Genomic DNA, 17984 nt, shown 5'->3' with positions numbered 1-17984 from the left:
TCCCAGCCGGTCCGGAGACCGGCGCGCGGGAGCGTCATGTGTATCGGTAGTCCTGGGCGGGCTGCCCGGGATCAGGCCTCGGCGGGTTCCTCGGCCGGCGCCTCGGCGACGGGCTCCTCGGGGGAGTCCTCCGCGTCGGCCGGGTGGCCCTGGCGCTCCGCCTTGCGGGCGGCCTGCGCCTCGCGGGCTTCGGCCATCGCCTCGGTCTTCTTCTTGTGCGGACCGAGCACCATGATCATGTTTCGGCCGTCCTGCTTCGGACTCGACTCGACGAAGCCGAGGTCCTGGACGTCCTCCGCGAGACGCTGCAGCAGTCGGTAGCCGAGCTCCGGCCGGGACTGCTCGCGACCACGGAACATGATCGTGATCTTGACCTTGTCGCCCTGCTTGAGGAACCGGACGACGTGACCCTTCTTGGTGTCATAGTCGTGCGGGTCGATCTTCGGCCGGAGCTTCATCTCCTTGATGACCGTGTGCGCCTGGTTCTTGCGCGCCTCACGGGCCTTCATGGCCGACTCGTACTTGAACTTCCCGTAGTCCATGAGCTTGCACACGGGCGGACGGGCGGTCGCCGCGACCTCGACCAGGTCCAGGTCGTACTCCTGTGCGAGCTCCAGGGCCTTGGCAAGCGGAACAATCCCGACCTGCTCGCCGCTGGGACCGACCAGACGCACTTCGGGAACGCGAATCCGGTCGTTGATGCGGGGCTCGGCGCTGATGGATCCTCCTCGGTAGCACCACACGCCTGCCTGGCAGACAAGCGCGTACTTTCACTCGGGACCAACCATCTCGGCACATGAAAAATGCCCCGGACGGGACACAGGCGGGGCTCCATGAACTACCGGAGCACCGCCGCGGTCAACCGCGGGGCGCACATCGGACGGCTCCATCGTCCGTACGGAACGATGGCTACCGTCTGACCGGATGACCCGCCGCCCCGGAGGGTGGTCGGGTGGGAGATCGGAGCCTCCACTTGTGGGCCGGGCACATGGGAGTGCCTGGCCGGTCGTTACACCAGGTTAGCAGGACACCGGCACAGGGGCCAATCGTGCGCACACCGCCGCAGCGCCTATCGTGTGGGGCATGAGTGAGACCTCCCCCCAGTCCCCCGAGACCACCGACTTCGACACCATGACCCGCGACATCGCCGAGGTCCCGGCCGTCGAGGTGATCGTCACGGTCGCCGTGAACCTGATGAGCGCCGCCGCGGTGAAGCTCGGCCTGACGGAGGAGGGCGACGAGCACAAGGACCTGGACGAGGCCCGCAAGCTCGTGCACGCGCTGGCCGGCCTGCTGGACGCCAGCACCACCGAGATCAGCTCCTTCCACGCCGCCCCGCTGCGCGACGGCCTGAAGTCGCTCCAGCTCGCCTTCCGCGAGGCCTCGCTCGTCCCGGACGAGCCGGGCCAGGGCCCGGGCGAGAAGTACACGGGCCCGGTCTACGGCTAGTCCCCGGCCCCTCACGTCCGTACGGAAGGGAGCGCCCCCGGAGAACCGGGGGCGCTCCTTCTGTGTGCGGGCGACGCTCAGCGCGTGAACAGCGGCTCGTTGGGCTGCGGGGCGGCGGCCGGGAGCAGGGCGAGGTCGAGGCCGCGCACCAGTCGGGCGCGGAGCACCTCGTCGGCGGCGAGCAGCCCGGCGACCCGGCGCGCGGCGTCCGTGGGCGCCGCGTCCTCGGCCAGGACCAGGGCGAGCGTGCCGTCGGCGGTGCCGGGGCCGAGGTGGGCGCGGAGCACGGCGGGCTCGGCGGCGACGGCCGTGCGCACGGCCTCGACGACCGCCGGGTCGTCGAGCGGGTCCGCGCTGGTGCGCCCCTCCGCCAGGGCGAGCAGCGCACCGCCCGTCAGTTCGTACGCGACGGGTCCCGCCAGGTCGAGCACGACCGTGTCGGCGCGCTCGTGGGCGGCGGCCTGGAGCGCCTGGTGCAGGGGGACGGCGACGGGCCTGGCCTCGGGGTCCCACAGCGCCAGCGAGGCGAGCGAGGTGAAGGCGGGCAGCGCCTTGCGGTCACCGGCGGTGAGCGTGGGCACCGCCATGTCGCTGGTCTTCTCGCGGCGCAGGCCGTTCTCGTCCGTCTCCACCTCACCGAGCACGGCGACGACGGGGACGAGCAGCCGGGCCCCCTTGAGCGCGGCCAGCACGCGCGAGCGGGCCGCCGCACTGTCCCTGTCCTGCGCCCAGGCCGCGAGCGCCGCCGCGAGTTCGGGGTCGGCGGTGCCGTCGTCGTCGGAGAAACCGGGGTCCGGGATGTTCTTGAGCGCCACGGCACGAGCCTAACCGGGGCCCGCCGCCGCCTCGGCACCAGGCCGGGGCCGGTTCAGGTCCGGGCGGTCGTGCGGCTGCCGCGCCACAGGGCGAAGGACGCGGCGAGCAGCAGGGCCCCGGCGGCGGCCGCGAGGGCGGCGAGCCAGTCGGCGCGGTGGCCGCTCTCCTTCTCCTTGTCGGGGCCGGTGCCGAAGTAGGCGCGGGCGCGGCCGGGCGCCGTGTTCACGGGCGCCTCCGGCCGGAGGCGCGCCGCCCCGGCGAGGGCCGCGGCCGGGTCGACGCTGCCGTAGCCGCGGGCGTCGTCGCGGCCGCCCCGGGGCGCGTTGCGGGCGGTGTCGGTGAGGAGGGTCTTGATCTGGGCCGGGGTGAGGCCGGGGTGGGCCGAGCGGACCAGGGCGACGGCGCCGGAGACGAAGGCGGAGGCCGCGCTGGTGCCCCAGCCCTCGTAGTACTTGCGGTCCGGGTCCGCTATCACCACGTCCACGCCGGGCGCGGAGACGGTGGCGTACCAGCGGCGGGTGGAGAAGGCGGCGTGCGTGCCGTAGCGGTCGACGGCGGCGACGGCGATGACGCCCGGGTAGGCGGCCGGGTAGGAGACGTGGTCGCCCTGCTCGCCGCCGTTGCCCGCGGAGGCGACGACGACGGAGCCCCGGGAGAGGGCGTACTGGACGGCGGCGTCCTCGGAGGGTTCGGGGTGCGCGGAGGCGCTGTCGTCGCCGAGGGAGAGGTTGATGACGTCGGCGCCGTGGTCGACGGCCCAGCGGATGCCCTCGGCGAGCGCGCCGCCGCGTGACTCGCGCGCCTTCTTGCGCGCCGGGTCGGTGGACTCCAGGATCACCCGGACCGGCAGGATCCTGGCCTCCGGGGCGATGCCGAGGACGCCGTCCCCGCGGCCGGGTCCGTGTCCGTGGCCCGCGATGATCCCGGCCATGGCGGTGCCGTGCCGGGCCCAGTCGCGGCTGCCCCGGCCGGCCCCGAAGCCGACGAGGTCCTTGCCGGGGAGGACCTGTCCCGCGAGGTCGGGGTGGGTGGCGTCGACGCCGGTGTCGAGCACGGCGACGGTGATGCCCTTGCCCTTGGTGGTCCGCCACGCCTGCGGGGTGTGCATGGCGGCCAGCTCCCACTGGCGGTCCCGGATGACGTCCGCGTGGGCGGGGGCGGCGGGCAGCAGGAGCGCGAGGCAGGCGCCGGCGGCGAGGGCGGCGGCGCGGTACCGGCGGGGGGTGGGCCAGGGCGTGGTCATGACGGCTTCTTCGTTCCGGTGGCGGCGGTTCTGCGCAGGGCCCGTTCCACCCGGTCCGCGATGCCCTTGGCGTCGTAGGTGAGCCCCGCCTCGACGGGCGCGTCCGTCGTCCCCTCGTCCAGGGCGCGGTCGGCGGGCTGGGGGTCGGTGACGGTACGGGCGTCCGCGAAGCCGGTGACGGAGTAGACGACGACGGGGGCGTCGGTCAGGACGCGTACGGTCCAGCTCGCCCGCTGCCGGTCCCCGAAGCGGGCGGCGGGGGTGCCCTCGACGGCGTACGGGCGCGGCATCAGGTCGGCGCGGTCGCCCAGGGACTCGTCGCCGAACCGGGCGCGCAGCGCCGCCATCGCGTCGGGGCCGGCCTCGGTGAAGAGGAGCCCGACGGTGGTGACGGCGCTGGAGGTGGCGTCGGTATACGTGGCCCGCAGCAGACGGACGCAGCCGACCGGCTGGAGCGCCTTGAGCAGCAGGGGGTCGAGGGCGCCGGCGCAGCCGGAGTCGGGTGCGACCCCGATACGGGTCCACACGCGGTCGGCGCCGCCGGGGCCCGCGCCGCTCCCGGTCAGCGTCGGCGGGAAGAGGGTGTCCACGGGGGTGGAGTGCCACATCTCGCGGGCGGCGGTGTAGCCGCCCCGGGCGTCCGCTCCCCCGCCTTCCCCGCTCAGCCAGCTCCCGGCGGCGGCGCCACCGAGCAGCCCGACGCCCAGGACCAGGCAGACGGCCGCGGCGACGACCCGCCCCCGGCGCCGCCCGCGCACCGGGGCGTCGGCCGAGGGTATGGACGGCGCGGGGTGCGGAAGGGCCGCGGGGAACGGCGGCAGCGGGACCCGGGGCGCGGGGACGGCGGGTGCGACCGGGTGGGGCGAGGGGGCCGGCCCGGCGGACGGGGGCGGCGTCGGCGGGGCCGGGGGGCGGGTCGGGGCGGGGTGCGGCGGCATGGGCGGGCGCGTGGGCTGCGGGGAGGTGCGCGCCGCAGGGCGCACGGGATCGGGCGCCGGGGACCGCGCGGGTATCCGGGGCCGGGGCGCCAGGCCCGTGTCGAGCAGGTCGATGGCCGACCGCGGCGTCTCACCGGCACGGGGAGCGCTGTCCTGGGCGAGGGCCTCACGGGGCGCGGACGTGGCACCGGACGCGGGGACCCGGCGCTGGGGGTGCGCGGACGTCGCCGATGCGTGCGGACCGGCCGCGCCGGGCTCCTGACCCGGGTCCACTCCCGCCGCGCGGCGCACCGCCGAAGGAGGAACGGCACCGGACACCGAGGTATGGGGCACCGAGGACGTCACCCGTCCCTGCGGACCGGCCGCACGGGACTCCTGGCCGGGGTCCCCTCCCGTCGCGCGGCGCATCGCCGAAGGAAGGACCGCACCGGACGCCGGGGCCTCACCGCGGGGGCGCGCGGACACCGCCCGTCCCTGCGGACCGGGCGCACGGGACTCCTGGCCGGGGTCCCCTCCCGTCGCGCGGCGCACCGCCGAAGGAAAGACAGCGCCTGACTCCGAGCCGTGGGGCACCGAGGACGTCACCCGTCCCTGCGGACCGGCCGCGCCGGGCTCCTGACCCGGGTTCCCCTCCTCGGGGTGGGGCGCCGGTGCCGGGGAGCGTTGTGCGTCCGTGGTCAATGGCCCCCCTCGTACCCGTCGTGCCCGCGCTGCGGATCGGCTTGGCCGGCTGGGCCGTTCGTCGCCGCGTGGGCGCTACTTTACGGGCTGGGGCGCGGGAGCAGGGATGCGGTCCGCGCTCGGGGGATCTGCACCGACTCGTCCCCCTACCCCCGGGTAGGCCGTTCTGGCAGGCTCTGCCCATGACTCCCCGCGCAGCGGACCGGGCCCGGTACGACCGGGCCACCGCCCATCTCGACGCCCCCCTCGCACTCGTGGACCTGGAGGCGTTCGACGCCAACGCCGACGATCTGGTCCGCCGCGCGCAGGGCAAACCGATCCGGGTCGCCAGCAAGTCCGTACGCTGCCGGGCGCTGCTCGAACGGGTGCTGGCCCGGGACGGGTTCGCCGGGATCATGTCGTTCACGCTGGCGGAGTCGATCTGGCTGGCCCGGGCCGGGTTCGAGGACGTGCTGCTCGCGTATCCGTCGGCCGACCGGGACCAGTTCGCGGAGCTGGCCGCCGATCCCAAGCTCGCCGCGGCCGTCACGGTGATGGTCGACGATCCGGCCCAGCTCGACCTCATCGACCGGGCGCGGGACGGGGACGGCGCGCCCGTCCGGGTCTGCCTGGAGCTGGACACCTCGCTCCAGCTGTTCGGGGGGCGCGTGCGCGTCGGCGCCCGCCGCTCCCCGCTGCGCGAGCCCGCCCAACTGGCCGAGCTCGCCCGTGCCGTCGCCCGCCGCCCCGGCTTCCGGCTCGTCGGGCTGATGGCGTACGAGGGCCATGTCGCCGGGGTCGGGGACGCCGTCGCGGGGCGGCCGGTGCGCTCGCGCGCGATCCGGCTGATGCAGGCCACCGCGCGCAGGGAGCTGGCGGCGCGCCGGGCCGAGGTGGTGCGGGCGGTCCGGGCCGTGGCGCCGGACCTGGAGTTCGTCAACGGCGGCGGGACGGGCAGCGTGCAGCACACCGCGGCCGAGGACGCGGTCACCGAGATCACCGCCGGGTCGGGGCTGTACGTGCCCCGGCTCTTCGACAACTACACCTCGTTCACCGGGCGTCCGGCCGCGCTGTTCGCCCAGCCCGTGGTGCGCCGGCCGGGCGTGGGCGTGGTCACCGTGCTCGGCGGCGGCTACCCCGCCTCCGGGGCGGCGGGCGTGGACCGGCTGCCCGTCCCGTACCTGCCCGAGGGGCTGCGCTACGACCCGCAGGAGGGCGCCGGGGAGGTGCAGACGCCGCTGCTCGGCTCGGCCGCCGACGACCTGCTGATCGGGGACAAGGTGTGGTTCCGGCACGCCAAGGCCGGTGAACTGTGCGAGCGGTTCGACGAGTTGGTGCTGGTGGAGGGCGACCGGGTCACCGCGACCGTCCCCACCTACCGGGGTGAGGGGCGCACGTTCCTGTGAGGTCCCGGCGCCACCGGCTCACGGCGCCGGTGGCGCCACGCTGCTGCCCACCCCGCCGTTCTCCCGGCCGCCCAGGACCCGGATCCCGGCCGTGATCCGGTCCAGCACGGCGAGCGGCGGGGCGCCCTTCCCCGCGTCGACGGCGAACCGGACGAGGATCATCGACTCGCTGCCGACGCTCGACGGGAAGGCCAGCGACTCGACGTAGCCGCCGGATCCGGCCCCCGTTCGCACGCTCCAGCGCACCAGGTATCCCGTACGCCCGGCGACCACCACGGAGGCGGAGCGCGCCTCGCGGTGCGAGACGAGGCCGCCGTAGCGCTCCCGGTCGAGACCGTCCTTCCCGAAGGCGTCCTCGGCCGCGTCCGCGATGTCGTGCCGGGCGAGGGCCTCGGCCGTCTTCAGGTCGGTACGGGTGGGCGTGCGGGTGGTGACGGTGGCGTGGTGGCAGAACGCGCCCGGGTCGCCGGGGCAGTCGAAGGTGCCCCGGGTCTGGATCGTGGGCAGGCCGTCGATCTTGGACTGGGCCTTCTCCCAGCCGGGCAGGACCGGCAGGGTGATGCCGTTGAGCTGGTCGACCAGGACGTTCGGGTCGTCGCTGGGCGAGGGCGGCGGCGCGGTGCCCGGCGCCCGGGTGGGAGCCGTCGTGGTGGCACCGCGGGTCGGCGTGGCCGCCGCCGCCGGTTCCCCGTCGTCGCCACCGTTCAGGACGATCACCCCGGCCACCAGCGCCGTGACGAGCACCGCGGCCGCCACGGCGACGACGGCCACCGGGCCCCGGCCGCGCGGCCGGTCCGGGGGTGCCACGGCCCCCAGGGGGACGGTCGGCGCCGGGGGCGGCTCCGCCGGCCGGCCGGCCGCCCGGGTGTGCCCGGTCCAGGCGGTGCCGTCCCACCAGCGCTCCAGCAGCGGGGTGCCCGGGTCCGGATACCAGCCGGGCGGCGTCGTCATGCTCATCGGGCCACCCTAAGACCGCGCTCCGGCCGCCGTACACCGCCTCCCGCCGGCCGCTCCCCGCCGCACGCGTCCGCCTACAGCGGCGTCACGTACGCGCCCGAGATGCCCCCGTCGACCAGGAAGTCGGTCGCGTTGACGAACGAGGAGTCGTCGCTCGCCAGGAACGCCACCGCCGCCGCGATCTCCTCGGCCTCCGCGAACCGGCCGAGCGGGATGTGGACCAGGCGGCGGGCGGCCCGCTCGGGGTCCTTGGCGAACAGCTCCCGCAGGAGCGGGGTGTTGACCGGTCCCGGGCAGAGCGCGTTGACGCGGATACCCTCGCGGGCGAACTGCACGCCCAGCTCGCGGGACATCGCCAGGACGCCGCCCTTGGAGGCGGTGTAGGAGATCTGCGAGGTCGCGGCTCCCATCCGGGCCACGAAGGACGCGGTGTTGATGATCGAGCCCCGGCGCTGCTCGCGCATGTACGGGATGGCCGCCTTGCAGCACAGGTACACCGAGGTGAGGTTGACCTCCTGGACGCGCTTCCAGGCCTCCAGGCCGGTCTCCAGGATGGAGTCGTCGTCGGGGGGCGAGATGCCGGCGTTGTTGAAGGCGATGTCGACGCTGCCGTAGGTGTCGTACGCGGCCTTGAAGAGCGCGTCCACCTGCTCGGCGTCGGTGACGTCGACGCGGACGGCGAGGCCGCCGACCTCGTCGGCGGCCTTCTCGGCGGCCGCCTCGTCGATGTCGCCGCAGACCACGTGGGCGCCCTCGGAGGCGAGCCGGCGCGCGGCCGCGAGACCGATGCCGCTGCCGGCTCCGGTGATGACGGCGGTGCGGCCGACCAGGCGGCGGCAGAAGGTGTCGTCGGTCATGTGCTCAGGCCTCCGTGCTGATGAAGACGTTCTTGGTCTCGGTGAAGGCGGCCAGCGCGTCCGGGCCGAGCTCGCGGCCGAGTCCGGACTGCTTGTAGCCGCCGAAGGGGGTCCAGTAGCGCACGCTGGAGTGCGAGTTGACGGAGAGGTTGCCGGCCGCGACGGCGCCGGACACCCGCAGCGCGCGCCCCACGTCCCGGGTCCAGATCGAGCCGGACAGGCCGTACTCGGTCGCGTTGGCCAGCGTCACGGCGTCGGCCTCGTCGTCGAAGGGCAGGACGACGGCGACCGGCCCGAAGACTTCCTCGACCGCCACGGGGGCGTCCGGCGCCACGCCGGTGAGGACGGTGGGCGCGAACCAGAAGCCGGGGCCCTCGGGGGCGGTGCCCCGGATGCCCGGCAGGTCGTCGGGGACGTAGGCGCGGACCCGCTCCAGCTGGGTCCGCGAGATCAGCGGGCCCATCTGGGTCTTCTCGTCGGCCGGGTCGCCGACCACGACGGACTCGACGCCGGGGGCGAGCAGTTCCAGGAAGCGGTCGTAGACCGGGCGCTGGACGAGGACGCGGGTGCGGGCGCAGCAGTCCTGGCCGCTGTTGTCGAGGAAGGACATGGGGGCGGCGAGCGCGGCGGCCTCGATGTCGGCGTCGGCGAAGACGATGTTGGCGCTCTTGCCGCCGAGTTCGAGCGTGACCCGCTTCACCCGCTGGGCGCACGTGGCCATGATCTGCTTGCCGACGCGGGTGGAGCCGGTGAACACGATCTTGGCCACGCCGGGGTGCTCGACGAGCGCGTTCCCGGTGACGGCGCCCGCGCCCGGCAGCACCTGGAAGAGGTGTTCGGGCAGCCCCGCCACGAGGGCGAGCTCGGCCAGCCGCAGGGCGGTGAGGGGGGTGGTCTCGGCGGGTTTGAGGATGACCGCGTTGCCGGCCGCGAGCGCGGGGGCGGTGCCCCAGGCGGCGATCGGCATCGGGAAGTTCCAGGGCGCGATGACGCCGACGACTCCCAGCGGTTCGAGCAGGGTGAGGTCGATGCCGCCCGCGACCGGGATCTGACGCCCGGTCAGGCGCTCTACTCCCCCGGCCGCGTAGTCGAGCAGGTCGCGGACGTTGCCCGCCTCCCAGCGGGCGTTGCCGACGGTGTGCCCGGCCTCGCGGACCTCCAGCTGGGCGAGTTCCTCCAGGTGCCCGTCGACGGCGGCGGCGAAGCGGCGCAGCAGCCGGGCGCGGTCGGCGGGGGCGAGCGCCGCCCACTTCTCCTGCGCCCGCGCGGCCCGGGCGACCGCCGCGTCCACGTCCCTCGCGGTGGCGGCGGGGACGGTCGCGACGACCTCCTCGGTCGCCGGGTTGAGCACCTGGTGCTCGTACGGGCCGGCCGGGTCCGTCGGGCCGGCCGGGGCGTTCGGGTCGTACGCGTCGGACACTGCGGGCCTCACAGGCGTTCGAAGGAGCGGCGGAGCTCCCAGTCGGTCACCGCGGCGTCGAAGGCGTCCAGCTCGACGCGCGCCATGTTGCGGTAGTGCGCGACCACCTCGTCCCCGAAGGCGGCCTTGGCGATGGGGCTGTTCTCCCACAGCTCGGCGGCCTCGCGCAGGGTGGTCGGGACGTGCTCGTAGTCGCCGGTGTAGGCGTTGCCGGTGCAGGCGTCGGGCAGTTCCAGCTCGTGCTCGACGCCGTACAGGCCCGCCGCGACCAGTCCGGCGACCGCGAGGTGGGGGTTGACGTCGCCGCCGGGCAGCCGGTTCTCGAACCGCAGGGAGGGGCCGTGGCCGACCACCCGCAGCGCGCAGGTGCGGTTGTCGTGGCCCCAGGCGACGGCGGTGGGCGCGAAGGAGCCGGGCTGGAAGCGCTTGTAGGAGTTGATGTTCGGCGCGTACAGCAGGGAGAAGTCGCGCAGGGCGGCGAGCTGGCCCGCCAGGAAGTGGCGCATCAGCTCGGACATGCCCTCGGGCCCGTCGCCCCGCATGACGTTGCGGCCGTCCTCGTCGGTGAGCGAGAGGTGGATGTGGCAGGAGTTGCCCTCGCGCTCGTTGTACTTCGCCATGAAGGTGAGCGAGACGCCCTCCTGGGAGGCGATCTCCTTGGCGCCGGTCTTGTAGACCGCGTGCTGGTCGCAGGTGACCAGGGCCTCGTCGTAGCGGAAGACGATCTCGTGCTGGCCGGGGTTGCACTCGCCCTTGGCGGACTCCACGGTCAGGCCCGCCGCCGCCATCTCGTTGCGGATGCGGCGCAGCAGCGGCTCGATCCGGCCGGTGCCGAGCACCGAGTAGTCGATGTTGTACTGGTTGGCCGGGGTGAGGTGGCGGTAGTCGGCGTCCCACGCCTGCTCGTAGCTGTCGCGGAAGACGATGAACTCCAGCTCGGTGCCGACCTGGGCGCTCAGGCCCAGCGCGGCCAGCCGGTCGAGCTGGCGGCGCAGGATCTGGCGCGGGGCGGCGACGACGGGTGAGCCGTCGTTCCAGGCGAGGTCCGCGATCAGCAGCGCGGTGCCCTCGTTCCAGGGCACCCGGCGCAGGGTCGCGAGGTCGGGGTGCATGGCGAAGTCGCCGTATCCCCGCTCCCAGGACGACATCGCGTAGCCGTCGACGGTGTTCATCTCGGTGTCCACGGCGAGGAGGTAGTTGCAGCCCTCGGTGCCGTGGGCGGCCACCTCGTCGAGGAAGAACCGTGCGGCGAACCGCTTGCCCTGGAGCCGCCCTTGCATATCGGGGAAGGCCAGGACCACAGTGTCGATCTCGCCGCTCTCGACGAGGGCGCGCAGCGCCTCGATGCCGAGCGGGGGTGTGCGGTCTGCCACGGGAAAAGCCTCCTTCGGTCAGCCGGGAGCCATAAGGTATTGCCGAGAACCATTGCTTGGGAAGGGGGTGCGGCCAGATGTCGCGACCGGATTCCGGGGACCGGCTCGACGCGGTGCTGCGGCCGGTACGGGCCGGCAACGGCTTCGAGGAGGCGCTGGAGCAGATCCTCCAGGTCGTCCGCCTCGGCCTGGTGCCCGGCGGGGAGCGGCTGCCGTCGGAGCGGGAGCTGGCCGAGCGGCTCGGCATCAGCCGGGTGACCCTGCGCGAGGTCCTGAAGGTGCTGACCGACCAGGGCCTGGTGGAGGCCCGGCGCGGCCGCTACGGCGGAACGTTCGTGCTGCCCAGGGCCGCGACGCCCGGCGAGGACGAGCTGCGGCGCCGGGTGGCCGGGGTCGACGTGGAGGACGCGCTGCGCTTCCGCGAGGTCCTGGAGGTGGGCGCGGCCGGACTGTGCGCGGCACACGGCCTCACCGACGCGCAGGCGGAGCGGCTGCGCGAGGCGCTGGCCCGCACGCACGACGCGCCGCTCACCGACTACCGGCGCCAGGACACGCTGCTGCACCTGACCCTCGCCGAGCTCTGCGGCTCCCCGAGCCTGACGGCGCAGTACGCGGCGGTCCGCGCGACCGTGAACGACCTGCTGGACTGCATCCCGCTGCTCGTACGGAACCTGGAGCACTCCCAGCGCCAGCACACCGCGCTGGTCGAGGCGGTGCTCGACGGGGACGCGGACGGGGCGCGCGAGATGATGCGGGAGCACTGCGGGGGCACCGCGGCGCTGTTGCGGGGGTTCCTCACGTGATGCCTCCGCCCGCGGGCCGCGGTGGGTCGCTCGCGCCCACGCGGCGGAGCCGCATGGTGTCACCACCCGCGCCCCTGTAGGGCGTCCGGGACCGCGGCGCCCGTCCACAAGGCCACTCAGACGCGCACCCGTTTACTCCGACGTAACGCACGGGGCTTGCTTTCCGGCCGGGTTCCCCGCAAAGGTATGCCCCCAGTCCATTGACCGTCGGGAGCCGCGTCATGACCATGGAGTCCACGGAATCCGCCAAGCCCCCCGCCGCCGCACCGGCGGACGACTACCTGGAGCGCCGCACCCTGCGCCGCGGCAGCGCCGGCTGGCTGCTGCTGACCGGTCTCGGCGTCGCCTACGTCGTCTCCGGCGACTACTCCGGCTGGAACTTCGGCCTCGCGGAGGGCGGCTTCGGCGGCCTCGCGATCGCCATGGCCCTGATGGGCCTGATGTACGTCTGCATGGTCTTCTCGCTCGCCGAACTCTCCTCCGTGCTGCCCACGGCGGGCGGCGGCTACGGCTTCGCGCGCCGTGCGCTCGGCCCCTGGGGCGGCTTCCTGACCGGCACGGCCATCCTCATCGAATACGTCCTGGCACCGGCCGCCATCTCCCTCTTCATCGGCGACTACGTCGAGTCCCTGGGGCTGTTCGGACTCACCTCCGGCTGGCCCGTCTACCTCGCCTGCTTCGTCGTCTTCATCGGCATCCATCTGTGGGGCGTGGGCGAGGCGCTGCGGTTCAGCTTCGTGGTGACGGGCGTGGCGGTGGCGGCCCTGCTCGTCTTCGCGGTCGGCGCCCTCCTCGACTTCGACGCCTCCCGCCTCGACGACATCCCCGTCCACCACGACGCGGTGGGCGCGAACTCCTGGCTGCCGATGGGCGTGATGGGCATCTGGGCGGCGTTCCCGTTCGGCATGTGGTTCTTCCTCGGTGTGGAGGGCGTACCGCTGGCCGCCGAGGAGACCCGCGACCCGGCCCGTACGCTGCCGAAGGCGATCCGCTGGTCCATGGCCGTCCTGGTGGTCCTGGCCCTGCTCACCTTCGTCGCCTCGGCGGGCGCGCGCGGCTCGGCCGCCCTCCAGGACGCGGGCAACCCGCTGGTGGAGGCGCTCCAGCCGGACGGGAAGGCCACGGCGCTGAGCCGGATCGTCAACTACGCGGGTCTGGCGGGCCTGGTGGCGTCGTTCTTCTCCCTCATCTACGCGGGCTCGCGCCAGCTGTTCGCCCTGTCCCGGGCCGGCTATCTGCCCCGCTTCCTCTCCCTGACCAGCCGCCGCAGGGCGCCCTACCTCGGCCTGCTGGTGCCCGGCGCGATCGCCTTCTCGCTGGCGGCGGCGACCGGGGACGGGGCGAGGATGCTGAACGCCGCGGTCTTCGGGGCCACCGTCTCGTACGCGCTGATGTCGCTGTCCCACATCGTGCTGCGCCGCCGCGAACCGGACCTGGAGCGGCCGTACCGTACGCCGGGAGGAGCCCTGACCTCCTCGGTCGCGCTGGTCCTGGCGTGCGCGGCGCTGGTGGCCACGTTCCTGGTGGACGTGGTGGCGGCGCTGATCGCGCTCGGGGTGTACGCGGTCGCCATCGGGTACTTCGGCCTCTACAGCCGCAGGCACCTGGTGGCACGGGCCCCCGAGGAGGAGTTCGCGGCCCTGGCGGCGGCGGAGGCCGAGCTGGAGCGGGGATGAGTGCCGAACGGCGGCAGGAAAGGGAGGACGCGGTGGGACGGCCACTGATCGGGGTCAGCACGTATCTGGAGGAGTCGGTGCGCTGGGGGGTGTGGCACTGGCCGGCCGCCCTGCTGCCCGCCGCCTATCCGCGCCTGGTCAGGGCCGCCGGCGGGCTCACGGCGATGCTGCCGCCGGACGACCCGGAGTCGGCCGCCGAGGTGGTGGCCCGGCTCGACGGGGTGGTCGTGGCGGGCGGCCCGGACGTGGAGCCGCTCCGGTACGGGGCCGCCCGCGAGGCCAGGACCGGGCCGCCCGCACCGGAGCGGGACGCCTGGGAGAGCGCCCTGATCGAGGCCGCCCTGGCGTCCGGGACACCGCTGCTCGGCATCTGCCGGGGCATGCAGCTCCTCAACGTGGCGCTCGGCGGCACCCTCGTGCAGCACCTGGACGGGCACACCGGCGGCCCCGGAGTCGTCGGGCGCCACACCGTGCGCCCGGTGCCGGGCACGCGTTACGCGGCCGTCGAGCCGGACGAGGCGTCCGTGCCGACGTACCACCACCAGGCCGTGGACCGGCTCGCGGACCCGCTGGTGGTGTCGGCGTACGCCGAGGACGGGACCGTCGAGGCGGTCGAACTGCCGGGCGCGGCCTGGGTCCTCGGCGTCCAGTGGCACCCGGAGCTGGGCGAGGACACCAAGGTGATGGAGGCACTGGTGACGGCGGCGCGGACGCGCACGACCGCGATGGCCTACTGAACCGGGTCTACTGAGCCGGGCCTGCTGAACCGGGCCTCCTGAGCCGGGCCTGCTGAACCACGCCTCCTGAGCCGGGTTTACTGAACCGGGCCGGGCCCCGACCGCGTCAGTGACAGCAGGTCGCGGGCCGGGCCCGTGGGGCGGTGGGCGGTGCGCCAGACCGCCCGCAGGTCGCGGCGGAGCCGCAGCCCCTCCAGGGGGATCCGGACCAGACGGCGGGCCGCCAGCTCCTCCCCCAGGGCGAGTTCGCTCAGGACCGAGGGTCCCGCGCCGCTCACCACCGCCGCCTTCACGGCCGTGGTGGAGGCGAGTTCGAGGAGCGGCCGGGCCACCCCGCCCAGGTCCGCGAGGGCCGCGTCCAGGACCTGCCGGGTGCCCGAGCCCTCCTCGCGCAGGATGAGCGGGGTCGCGGCCAGTTCGGCCGCGCCCAGGGGGGCCCGGCGCCGGGCCCAGGGGTGGGCGGGGGCGGTGACCACCACCAGGCGGTCGTGGCCGATCACGGCCCCGTCGAGCCCGGCCGGCACGGCCAGGCCCTCCACGAACCCGAGGTCCGCCTCGTCGGCCAGCAGCCGTTCGGCGACGAACGCCGAGTTCCCGGCGAGCAGCGAGACGGCCGTGCCGGGGCGGCCGCCGCGCAGCGCGATCAGCCAGCCCGGCAGCAGGTACTCGGCGATGGTCATGCTGGCGGCGACCCGCAGCCGCGAGTCGCGCCGCCCGCGCAGCGCCTGGGCGCCCGCGTCGAACGCCTCGGCCGCCTCCACCACCCGCCGGGCCCAGTCCGTCACCAGCGCGCCCTCGGCGGTCAGCCGGGAGCCGCGCGGCGAACGGTCGACGAGGGCGACGCCGAGATGGCGCTCCATCGAGCGGATGCGGCTGCTCGCGGCGGGCTGGGTGATCCCCAGATCGCGGGCGGCACGCCCGAGGCTGCCGTGCCGGGCGACCGCGATCAGCAGCTCCATCGCGCCCAGGTCGGGCACCCGGCGGGAGAGCGGACCGGCGTCCTCCGCGCTGCTCATACTCATAACCCCAGCTTATGTCCCCATAGGGGGGCCGGGTCTGGTGGCCCCCGCGCACCCCCGCGAAGGTGGACACATGGTCACCCTCGCCCAGCCCCGCCCCCCGGCGCTCACCCCGCGCCACGCGCCCCTGCGCCACCTCGGCCCGAACTGGTACGCCGTGGTCATGGGCACCGCGATCGTCGCGGGCGCGGGCGCCGGGCTGCCGTTCCGGGTGCCCGGGCTCCCCTTGGTGTGGGCCCTGTCCCTGGCCCTGCTCGCCGTCCTCGTCGCGGCCCGCGCCGCCCACTGGCGCCACCACCGCGACCAGGCCCGCGCCCATCTCCTGGACCCGGCCGTCGCCCCCTTCCACGGCTGTACGTCGATGGCGTTCCTGGCCGTCGGCATCGGCGCCCTGACCGTCGGCAAGGACCTGATCGGCGAGGGCGCCGCGGTCGCGCTGGCCTGGGCGCTGTACGCGATCGGCACCGCCACCGGCCTCGCCGTCGCCGTGGGCGTCCCGTACCTGATGGTGGTGCGCCACCGGATCGCCCCCGGCACCGCCTCCCCCGTCTGGCTGCTGCCGGTGGTGGCCCCCATGGTCTCCGCGACCCTGGGCGCCCTGCTCGTCCCCCACCTCCCGGCCGGCCAGCCCCGCGAGGCGCTGCTGTACGGCTCGTACGCGCTGTTCGGGATGAGCCTGCTGGCCGTTCTGGTCCTGCTGCCGGTGGTCTTCGCCCGGCTTCTCCACGAGGGCCCGCCGCCCCTGGTCCTGACCCCGGCGCTGTTCCTGGTGCTCGGGCCCCTCGGCCAGTCGACCACGGCCGTCAGCAAGCTCGCCGACGTGGCCCCCGGCGCGGTCGGCGCGCCCTACGCGGGCGCCCTGAACGCCTTCGCCGTCGTCTACGGGGTGCCCGTGACGGGCTTCGCCCTGATGTGGCTCGCCCTGGCGACGGCCATGGTGGTACGCGCGGCCCGCTCGGGGATGACCTTCGCGATGACGTGGTGGGCGTTCACCTTCCCCGTCGGCACCTGCGTCACCGGCGCCCAAGGGCTCGCCCACCGCACTGGCCTGACCGCGTTCACCTGGCTCGCCTGCGGCCTGTACGCGCTGCTGGTCGCCGCGTGGCTGGCGGCGGGCGCCCACACGGTCCGCGGCCTGCTCAACGGCCGGCTGCTCGCAGCGCCCCGCTGAGCGCGGCCGGCGCCGCCCCGAGGGAGGGGCCGTACCAGGTGAGCAGGCGGCCGTCGACCAGGGCGGCCGGGAGGGCGGGGAACGCCTCCGGGCCGTCGTCGGCGGTGAAGCGGTAGGGCTCGTCGGGGAGCACCACCAGGTCCGCCCCGACGGCCCGCAGCTCCTCCACGGGGACGCGCGGATACCGTTCGGCGTGCTCCCCGTACGCGTTGCGCACCCCGAGCCGCGCCAGCAGGTCACCGGCGAAGGTGTCGCGGCCCAGCACCATCCAGGGACGCCGCCACACCGGCACCACGGCGGTCACCGGCTCGGGCGGGAGGACCACCCGCTCCCAGGCCTCGCGCGCCTCGTCGAGCCAGCGCGGCCGGGGCAGCCCGCAGGCGTCCACCAGGACCCGGTGCAGCTCCGCGAACGCCTGGTCCAGGTCGCGGACCTCGGTGACCAGGACCTCCAGGCCCGCCCCGCGCAGGGCGTCCAGGTCGGGCCCCCGGTTCTCCTCCTCGTTGGCGATCACCAGGTCGGGGCGGAGCGCCGCGATCGCGTCCGTGTCGGGGTTCTTGGTGCCGCCGATCCGGGCGGCCGCGAGGCCGGGCGGGTGGCTGCACCAGTCGGTGGCGCCGACCACCAGGCCCGGGGCGGTGGCCTCGACCGCCTCGGTGAGCGAGGGCACCAGCGAGACCACCCGCGGACCGGCGGGCGGCACCATCAGTGCCGGGTCTCCTCGATCGCCTCGATGTGGTCGGCGACGGCCACGAGCAGGATGCGGGTGCCGGGCACGGCCGCGCGCCAGCGGTGGCGGACCCCGCCGGACAGGCACAGGGTGTCGCCGCGCTCCAGCCGGTAGGCCCGCCCCTCCGCCTCGACCTCGACGGCGCCGTCGGCCACGTACATCAGCTCGTCGTTGCGGTGCTGGAACTCGCGCGCGGTGTCGTGCTCGCCGGTGAACTCCATCGCGTGCAGCTGGTGGTGGCCGCGCAGGAGCTGGCGGACCCCGTTGCCGTCCCCGTCGTCGGCGCGGGCGACCTCGACCGTACGCGCGGTGTCGGCGGCGTCGTACAGCTCGGGCACGGTGGTGCCCAGGGCGTCGGCCACGCGCGCCAGCGAGCGGGCGCTGGGGCGGGCGCGCTCGTTCTCGATCTGGCTCAGGAAGGGCACCGAGAGGCCGCTGCGCTGCGCGACCGCGGCGAGCGTCATCCCGAGCTCGCGCCGCAGCCGCCGCACCGCGACTCCCACCCGAAGAGTTTCCTTGTCGTCCATCTCTCCGGCTCCCTCCCCGTCACCTGGTCCACGTCCACTCCGGCCGCCGCACTGTCTGCACCCTACGCAGCTTCGGCGCCCCGGGGCACCATCACACGGAAGAAGAGTGCGGGTACGGCGTGCCGGGCCCGCCCGCGCGCAGTGGGGCCCCGCCGGTGTCCGGCGGGGCCCCACTGTGTGCGCGGACGGCCGAAACCCCTCG

At 75.0% G+C, this 17984-nt stretch carries 17 protein-coding genes; 6 read left to right on the top strand and 11 right to left on the bottom strand.

Going from position 1 to position 17984, the window contains the following annotated elements; genetic code table 11:
- Window positions 1–71: 71 nt before the first annotated feature.
- Window positions 72–743 (bottom strand): translation initiation factor IF-3, encoded by a 672-nt coding sequence (gene infC, locus AC069K_RS13770; RefSeq protein WP_365110873.1) that lies wholly within the window; start codon window positions 741–743, stop codon window positions 72–74.
- 340 nt (window positions 744–1083) lie between these two features.
- On the opposite strand from infC, the gene AC069K_RS13765 reads away from it, so the two are divergent.
- Window positions 1084–1449, top strand: a complete 366-nt coding sequence (locus AC069K_RS13765) for a DUF1844 domain-containing protein (RefSeq protein WP_358837796.1) — start codon at window positions 1084–1086, stop codon at window positions 1447–1449.
- A 77-nt stretch (window positions 1450–1526) separates the two neighbouring features.
- Here AC069K_RS13765 and AC069K_RS13760 read toward each other — a convergent pair whose 3' ends face one another.
- Genes AC069K_RS13760 through AC069K_RS13750 form a run of 3 tightly spaced genes read right to left on the bottom strand, consistent with a single transcriptional unit; the run spans window position 1527 to window position 4854 of the window.
- Window positions 1527–2264 carry an SseB family protein gene (locus AC069K_RS13760; RefSeq protein WP_478615548.1) on the bottom strand — a complete coding sequence of 246 codons (738 nt, stop codon included), beginning with the start codon at window positions 2262–2264 and terminating at the stop codon, window positions 1527–1529.
- Between the two features lie 53 nt (window positions 2265–2317).
- Window positions 2318–3508, bottom strand: a complete 1191-nt coding sequence (gene mycP / locus AC069K_RS13755; protein WP_478615544.1) for a type VII secretion-associated serine protease mycosin — start codon at window positions 3506–3508, stop codon at window positions 2318–2320.
- Window positions 3505–4854 carry a hypothetical protein gene (locus tag AC069K_RS13750; protein ID WP_478615542.1) on the bottom strand — a complete coding sequence of 450 codons (1350 nt, stop codon included), beginning with the start codon at window positions 4852–4854 and terminating at the stop codon, window positions 3505–3507. Before AC069K_RS13750 ends, mycP begins: the two co-directional genes overlap by 4 nt.
- 455 nt (window positions 4855–5309) lie before the next feature.
- Here AC069K_RS13750 and AC069K_RS13745 point away from each other — a divergent pair, with 455 nt between their 5' ends.
- Complete coding sequence (locus tag AC069K_RS13745) at window positions 5310–6512, top strand: amino acid deaminase/aldolase (RefSeq protein WP_478615539.1); 1203 nt, start codon at window positions 5310–5312, stop codon at window positions 6510–6512.
- 18 nt (window positions 6513–6530) lie between these two features.
- Here the strand turns inward: AC069K_RS13745 and AC069K_RS13740 are convergent, their stop codons facing one another.
- The 4 genes from AC069K_RS13740 to AC069K_RS13725 all read right to left on the bottom strand — a co-directional run bounded on the left by AC069K_RS13740 (window position 6531) and on the right by AC069K_RS13725 (window position 11119).
- Window positions 6531–7469, bottom strand: coding sequence for a DUF2510 domain-containing protein (locus AC069K_RS13740; RefSeq protein ID WP_365110886.1), 939 nt, complete (start codon window positions 7467–7469; stop codon window positions 6531–6533).
- A gap of 74 nt (window positions 7470–7543) precedes the next feature.
- Window positions 7544–8326: a 3-oxoacyl-ACP reductase gene (locus AC069K_RS13735; protein WP_365110889.1), complete on the bottom strand. Its 783-nt coding sequence runs from the start codon at window positions 8324–8326 to the stop codon at window positions 7544–7546.
- A 4-nt stretch (window positions 8327–8330) separates the two neighbouring features.
- A complete protein-coding gene (locus AC069K_RS13730) occupies window positions 8331–9677 on the bottom strand; it encodes an aldehyde dehydrogenase family protein (protein ID WP_478615919.1) in 1347 nt (448 codons plus the stop codon).
- 77 nt (window positions 9678–9754) lie between these two features.
- Window positions 9755–11119, bottom strand: coding sequence for a glutamine synthetase family protein (locus AC069K_RS13725; RefSeq protein ID WP_478615535.1), 1365 nt, complete (start codon window positions 11117–11119; stop codon window positions 9755–9757).
- 77 nt (window positions 11120–11196) lie between these two features.
- On the opposite strand from AC069K_RS13725, the gene AC069K_RS13720 reads away from it, so the two are divergent.
- The 3 genes from AC069K_RS13720 (at window position 11197) to AC069K_RS13710 (ending at window position 14335) form a co-directional block, all read left to right on the top strand.
- Window positions 11197–11922: a FadR/GntR family transcriptional regulator gene (locus AC069K_RS13720; RefSeq protein WP_478615532.1), complete on the top strand. Its 726-nt coding sequence runs from the start codon at window positions 11197–11199 to the stop codon at window positions 11920–11922.
- A 221-nt stretch (window positions 11923–12143) separates the two neighbouring features.
- Window positions 12144–13598 (top strand): ethanolamine permease, encoded by a 1455-nt coding sequence (gene eat, locus AC069K_RS13715; RefSeq protein ID WP_478615529.1) that lies wholly within the window; start codon window positions 12144–12146, stop codon window positions 13596–13598.
- A complete protein-coding gene (locus AC069K_RS13710) occupies window positions 13595–14335 on the top strand; it encodes a gamma-glutamyl-gamma-aminobutyrate hydrolase family protein (protein ID WP_478615526.1) in 741 nt (246 codons plus the stop codon). Before eat ends, AC069K_RS13710 begins: the two co-directional genes overlap by 4 nt.
- A 77-nt stretch (window positions 14336–14412) precedes the next feature.
- On the opposite strand, the gene AC069K_RS13705 is transcribed toward AC069K_RS13710, so the two are convergent.
- On the bottom strand, window positions 14413–15357 hold the full coding sequence (locus AC069K_RS13705; RefSeq protein ID WP_478615523.1) for a LysR family transcriptional regulator: 945 nt from the start codon (window positions 15355–15357) through the stop codon (window positions 14413–14415).
- Between the two features lie 70 nt (window positions 15358–15427).
- Here AC069K_RS13705 and AC069K_RS13700 point away from each other — a divergent pair, with 70 nt between their 5' ends.
- Window positions 15428–16525: a TDT family transporter gene (locus tag AC069K_RS13700; RefSeq protein WP_478615520.1), complete on the top strand. Its 1098-nt coding sequence runs from the start codon at window positions 15428–15430 to the stop codon at window positions 16523–16525.
- On the opposite strand, the gene AC069K_RS13695 is transcribed toward AC069K_RS13700, so the two are convergent.
- Window positions 16494–17231, bottom strand: coding sequence for a helical backbone metal receptor (locus AC069K_RS13695; RefSeq protein WP_478615517.1), 738 nt, complete (start codon window positions 17229–17231; stop codon window positions 16494–16496). The two genes, AC069K_RS13700 and AC069K_RS13695, sit on opposite strands and share 32 nt — an antisense overlap.
- Entirely contained in the window at window positions 17231–17782 is a 552-nt protein-coding gene (locus AC069K_RS13690; RefSeq protein WP_358837495.1) for a helix-turn-helix domain-containing protein, read from the bottom strand. The genes AC069K_RS13695 and AC069K_RS13690 overlap by 1 nt, the downstream gene beginning before the upstream one ends.
- Window positions 17783–17984: the final 202 nt, after the last annotated feature.

It is taken from the genome of Streptomyces sp. NPDC043908 (assembly GCF_056435525.1).
This window is presented reverse-complemented; position numbering and strand designations above follow the sequence as displayed.

What these genes read in the sequence shown, in the direction of transcription:
- AC069K_RS13765 (WP_358837796.1), top strand. Translation starts at nt 1,084, where the DNA reads ATGAGTGAGACCTCCCCCCAGTCCCCCGAGACCACCGACTTCGACACC.
- AC069K_RS13710 (WP_478615526.1), top strand. Translation starts at nt 13,595, where the DNA reads ATGAGTGCCGAACGGCGGCAGGAAAGGGAGGACGCGGTGGGACGGCCA.
- AC069K_RS13750 (WP_478615542.1), bottom strand. Translation starts at nt 4,854, where the DNA reads ATGCGCCGCGCGACGGGAGGGGACCCCGGCCAGGAGTCCCGTGCGGCC.
- AC069K_RS13720 (WP_478615532.1), top strand. Translation starts at nt 11,197, where the DNA reads ATGTCGCGACCGGATTCCGGGGACCGGCTCGACGCGGTGCTGCGGCCG.
- mycP (WP_478615544.1), bottom strand. Translation starts at nt 3,508, where the DNA reads ATGACCACGCCCTGGCCCACCCCCCGCCGGTACCGCGCCGCCGCCCTC.
- AC069K_RS13705 (WP_478615523.1), bottom strand. Translation starts at nt 15,357, where the DNA reads ATGAGTATGAGCAGCGCGGAGGACGCCGGTCCGCTCTCCCGCCGGGTG.
- AC069K_RS13700 (WP_478615520.1), top strand. Translation starts at nt 15,428, where the DNA reads ATGGTCACCCTCGCCCAGCCCCGCCCCCCGGCGCTCACCCCGCGCCAC.
- eat (WP_478615529.1), top strand. Translation starts at nt 12,144, where the DNA reads ATGACCATGGAGTCCACGGAATCCGCCAAGCCCCCCGCCGCCGCACCG.
- AC069K_RS13740 (WP_365110886.1), bottom strand. Translation starts at nt 7,469, where the DNA reads ATGAGCATGACGACGCCGCCCGGCTGGTATCCGGACCCGGGCACCCCG.
- AC069K_RS13690 (WP_358837495.1), bottom strand. Translation starts at nt 17,782, where the DNA reads ATGGACGACAAGGAAACTCTTCGGGTGGGAGTCGCGGTGCGGCGGCTG.
- AC069K_RS13695 (WP_478615517.1), bottom strand. Translation starts at nt 17,231, where the DNA reads ATGGTGCCGCCCGCCGGTCCGCGGGTGGTCTCGCTGGTGCCCTCGCTC.
- AC069K_RS13735 (WP_365110889.1), bottom strand. Translation starts at nt 8,326, where the DNA reads ATGACCGACGACACCTTCTGCCGCCGCCTGGTCGGCCGCACCGCCGTC.
- AC069K_RS13745 (WP_478615539.1), top strand. Translation starts at nt 5,310, where the DNA reads ATGACTCCCCGCGCAGCGGACCGGGCCCGGTACGACCGGGCCACCGCC.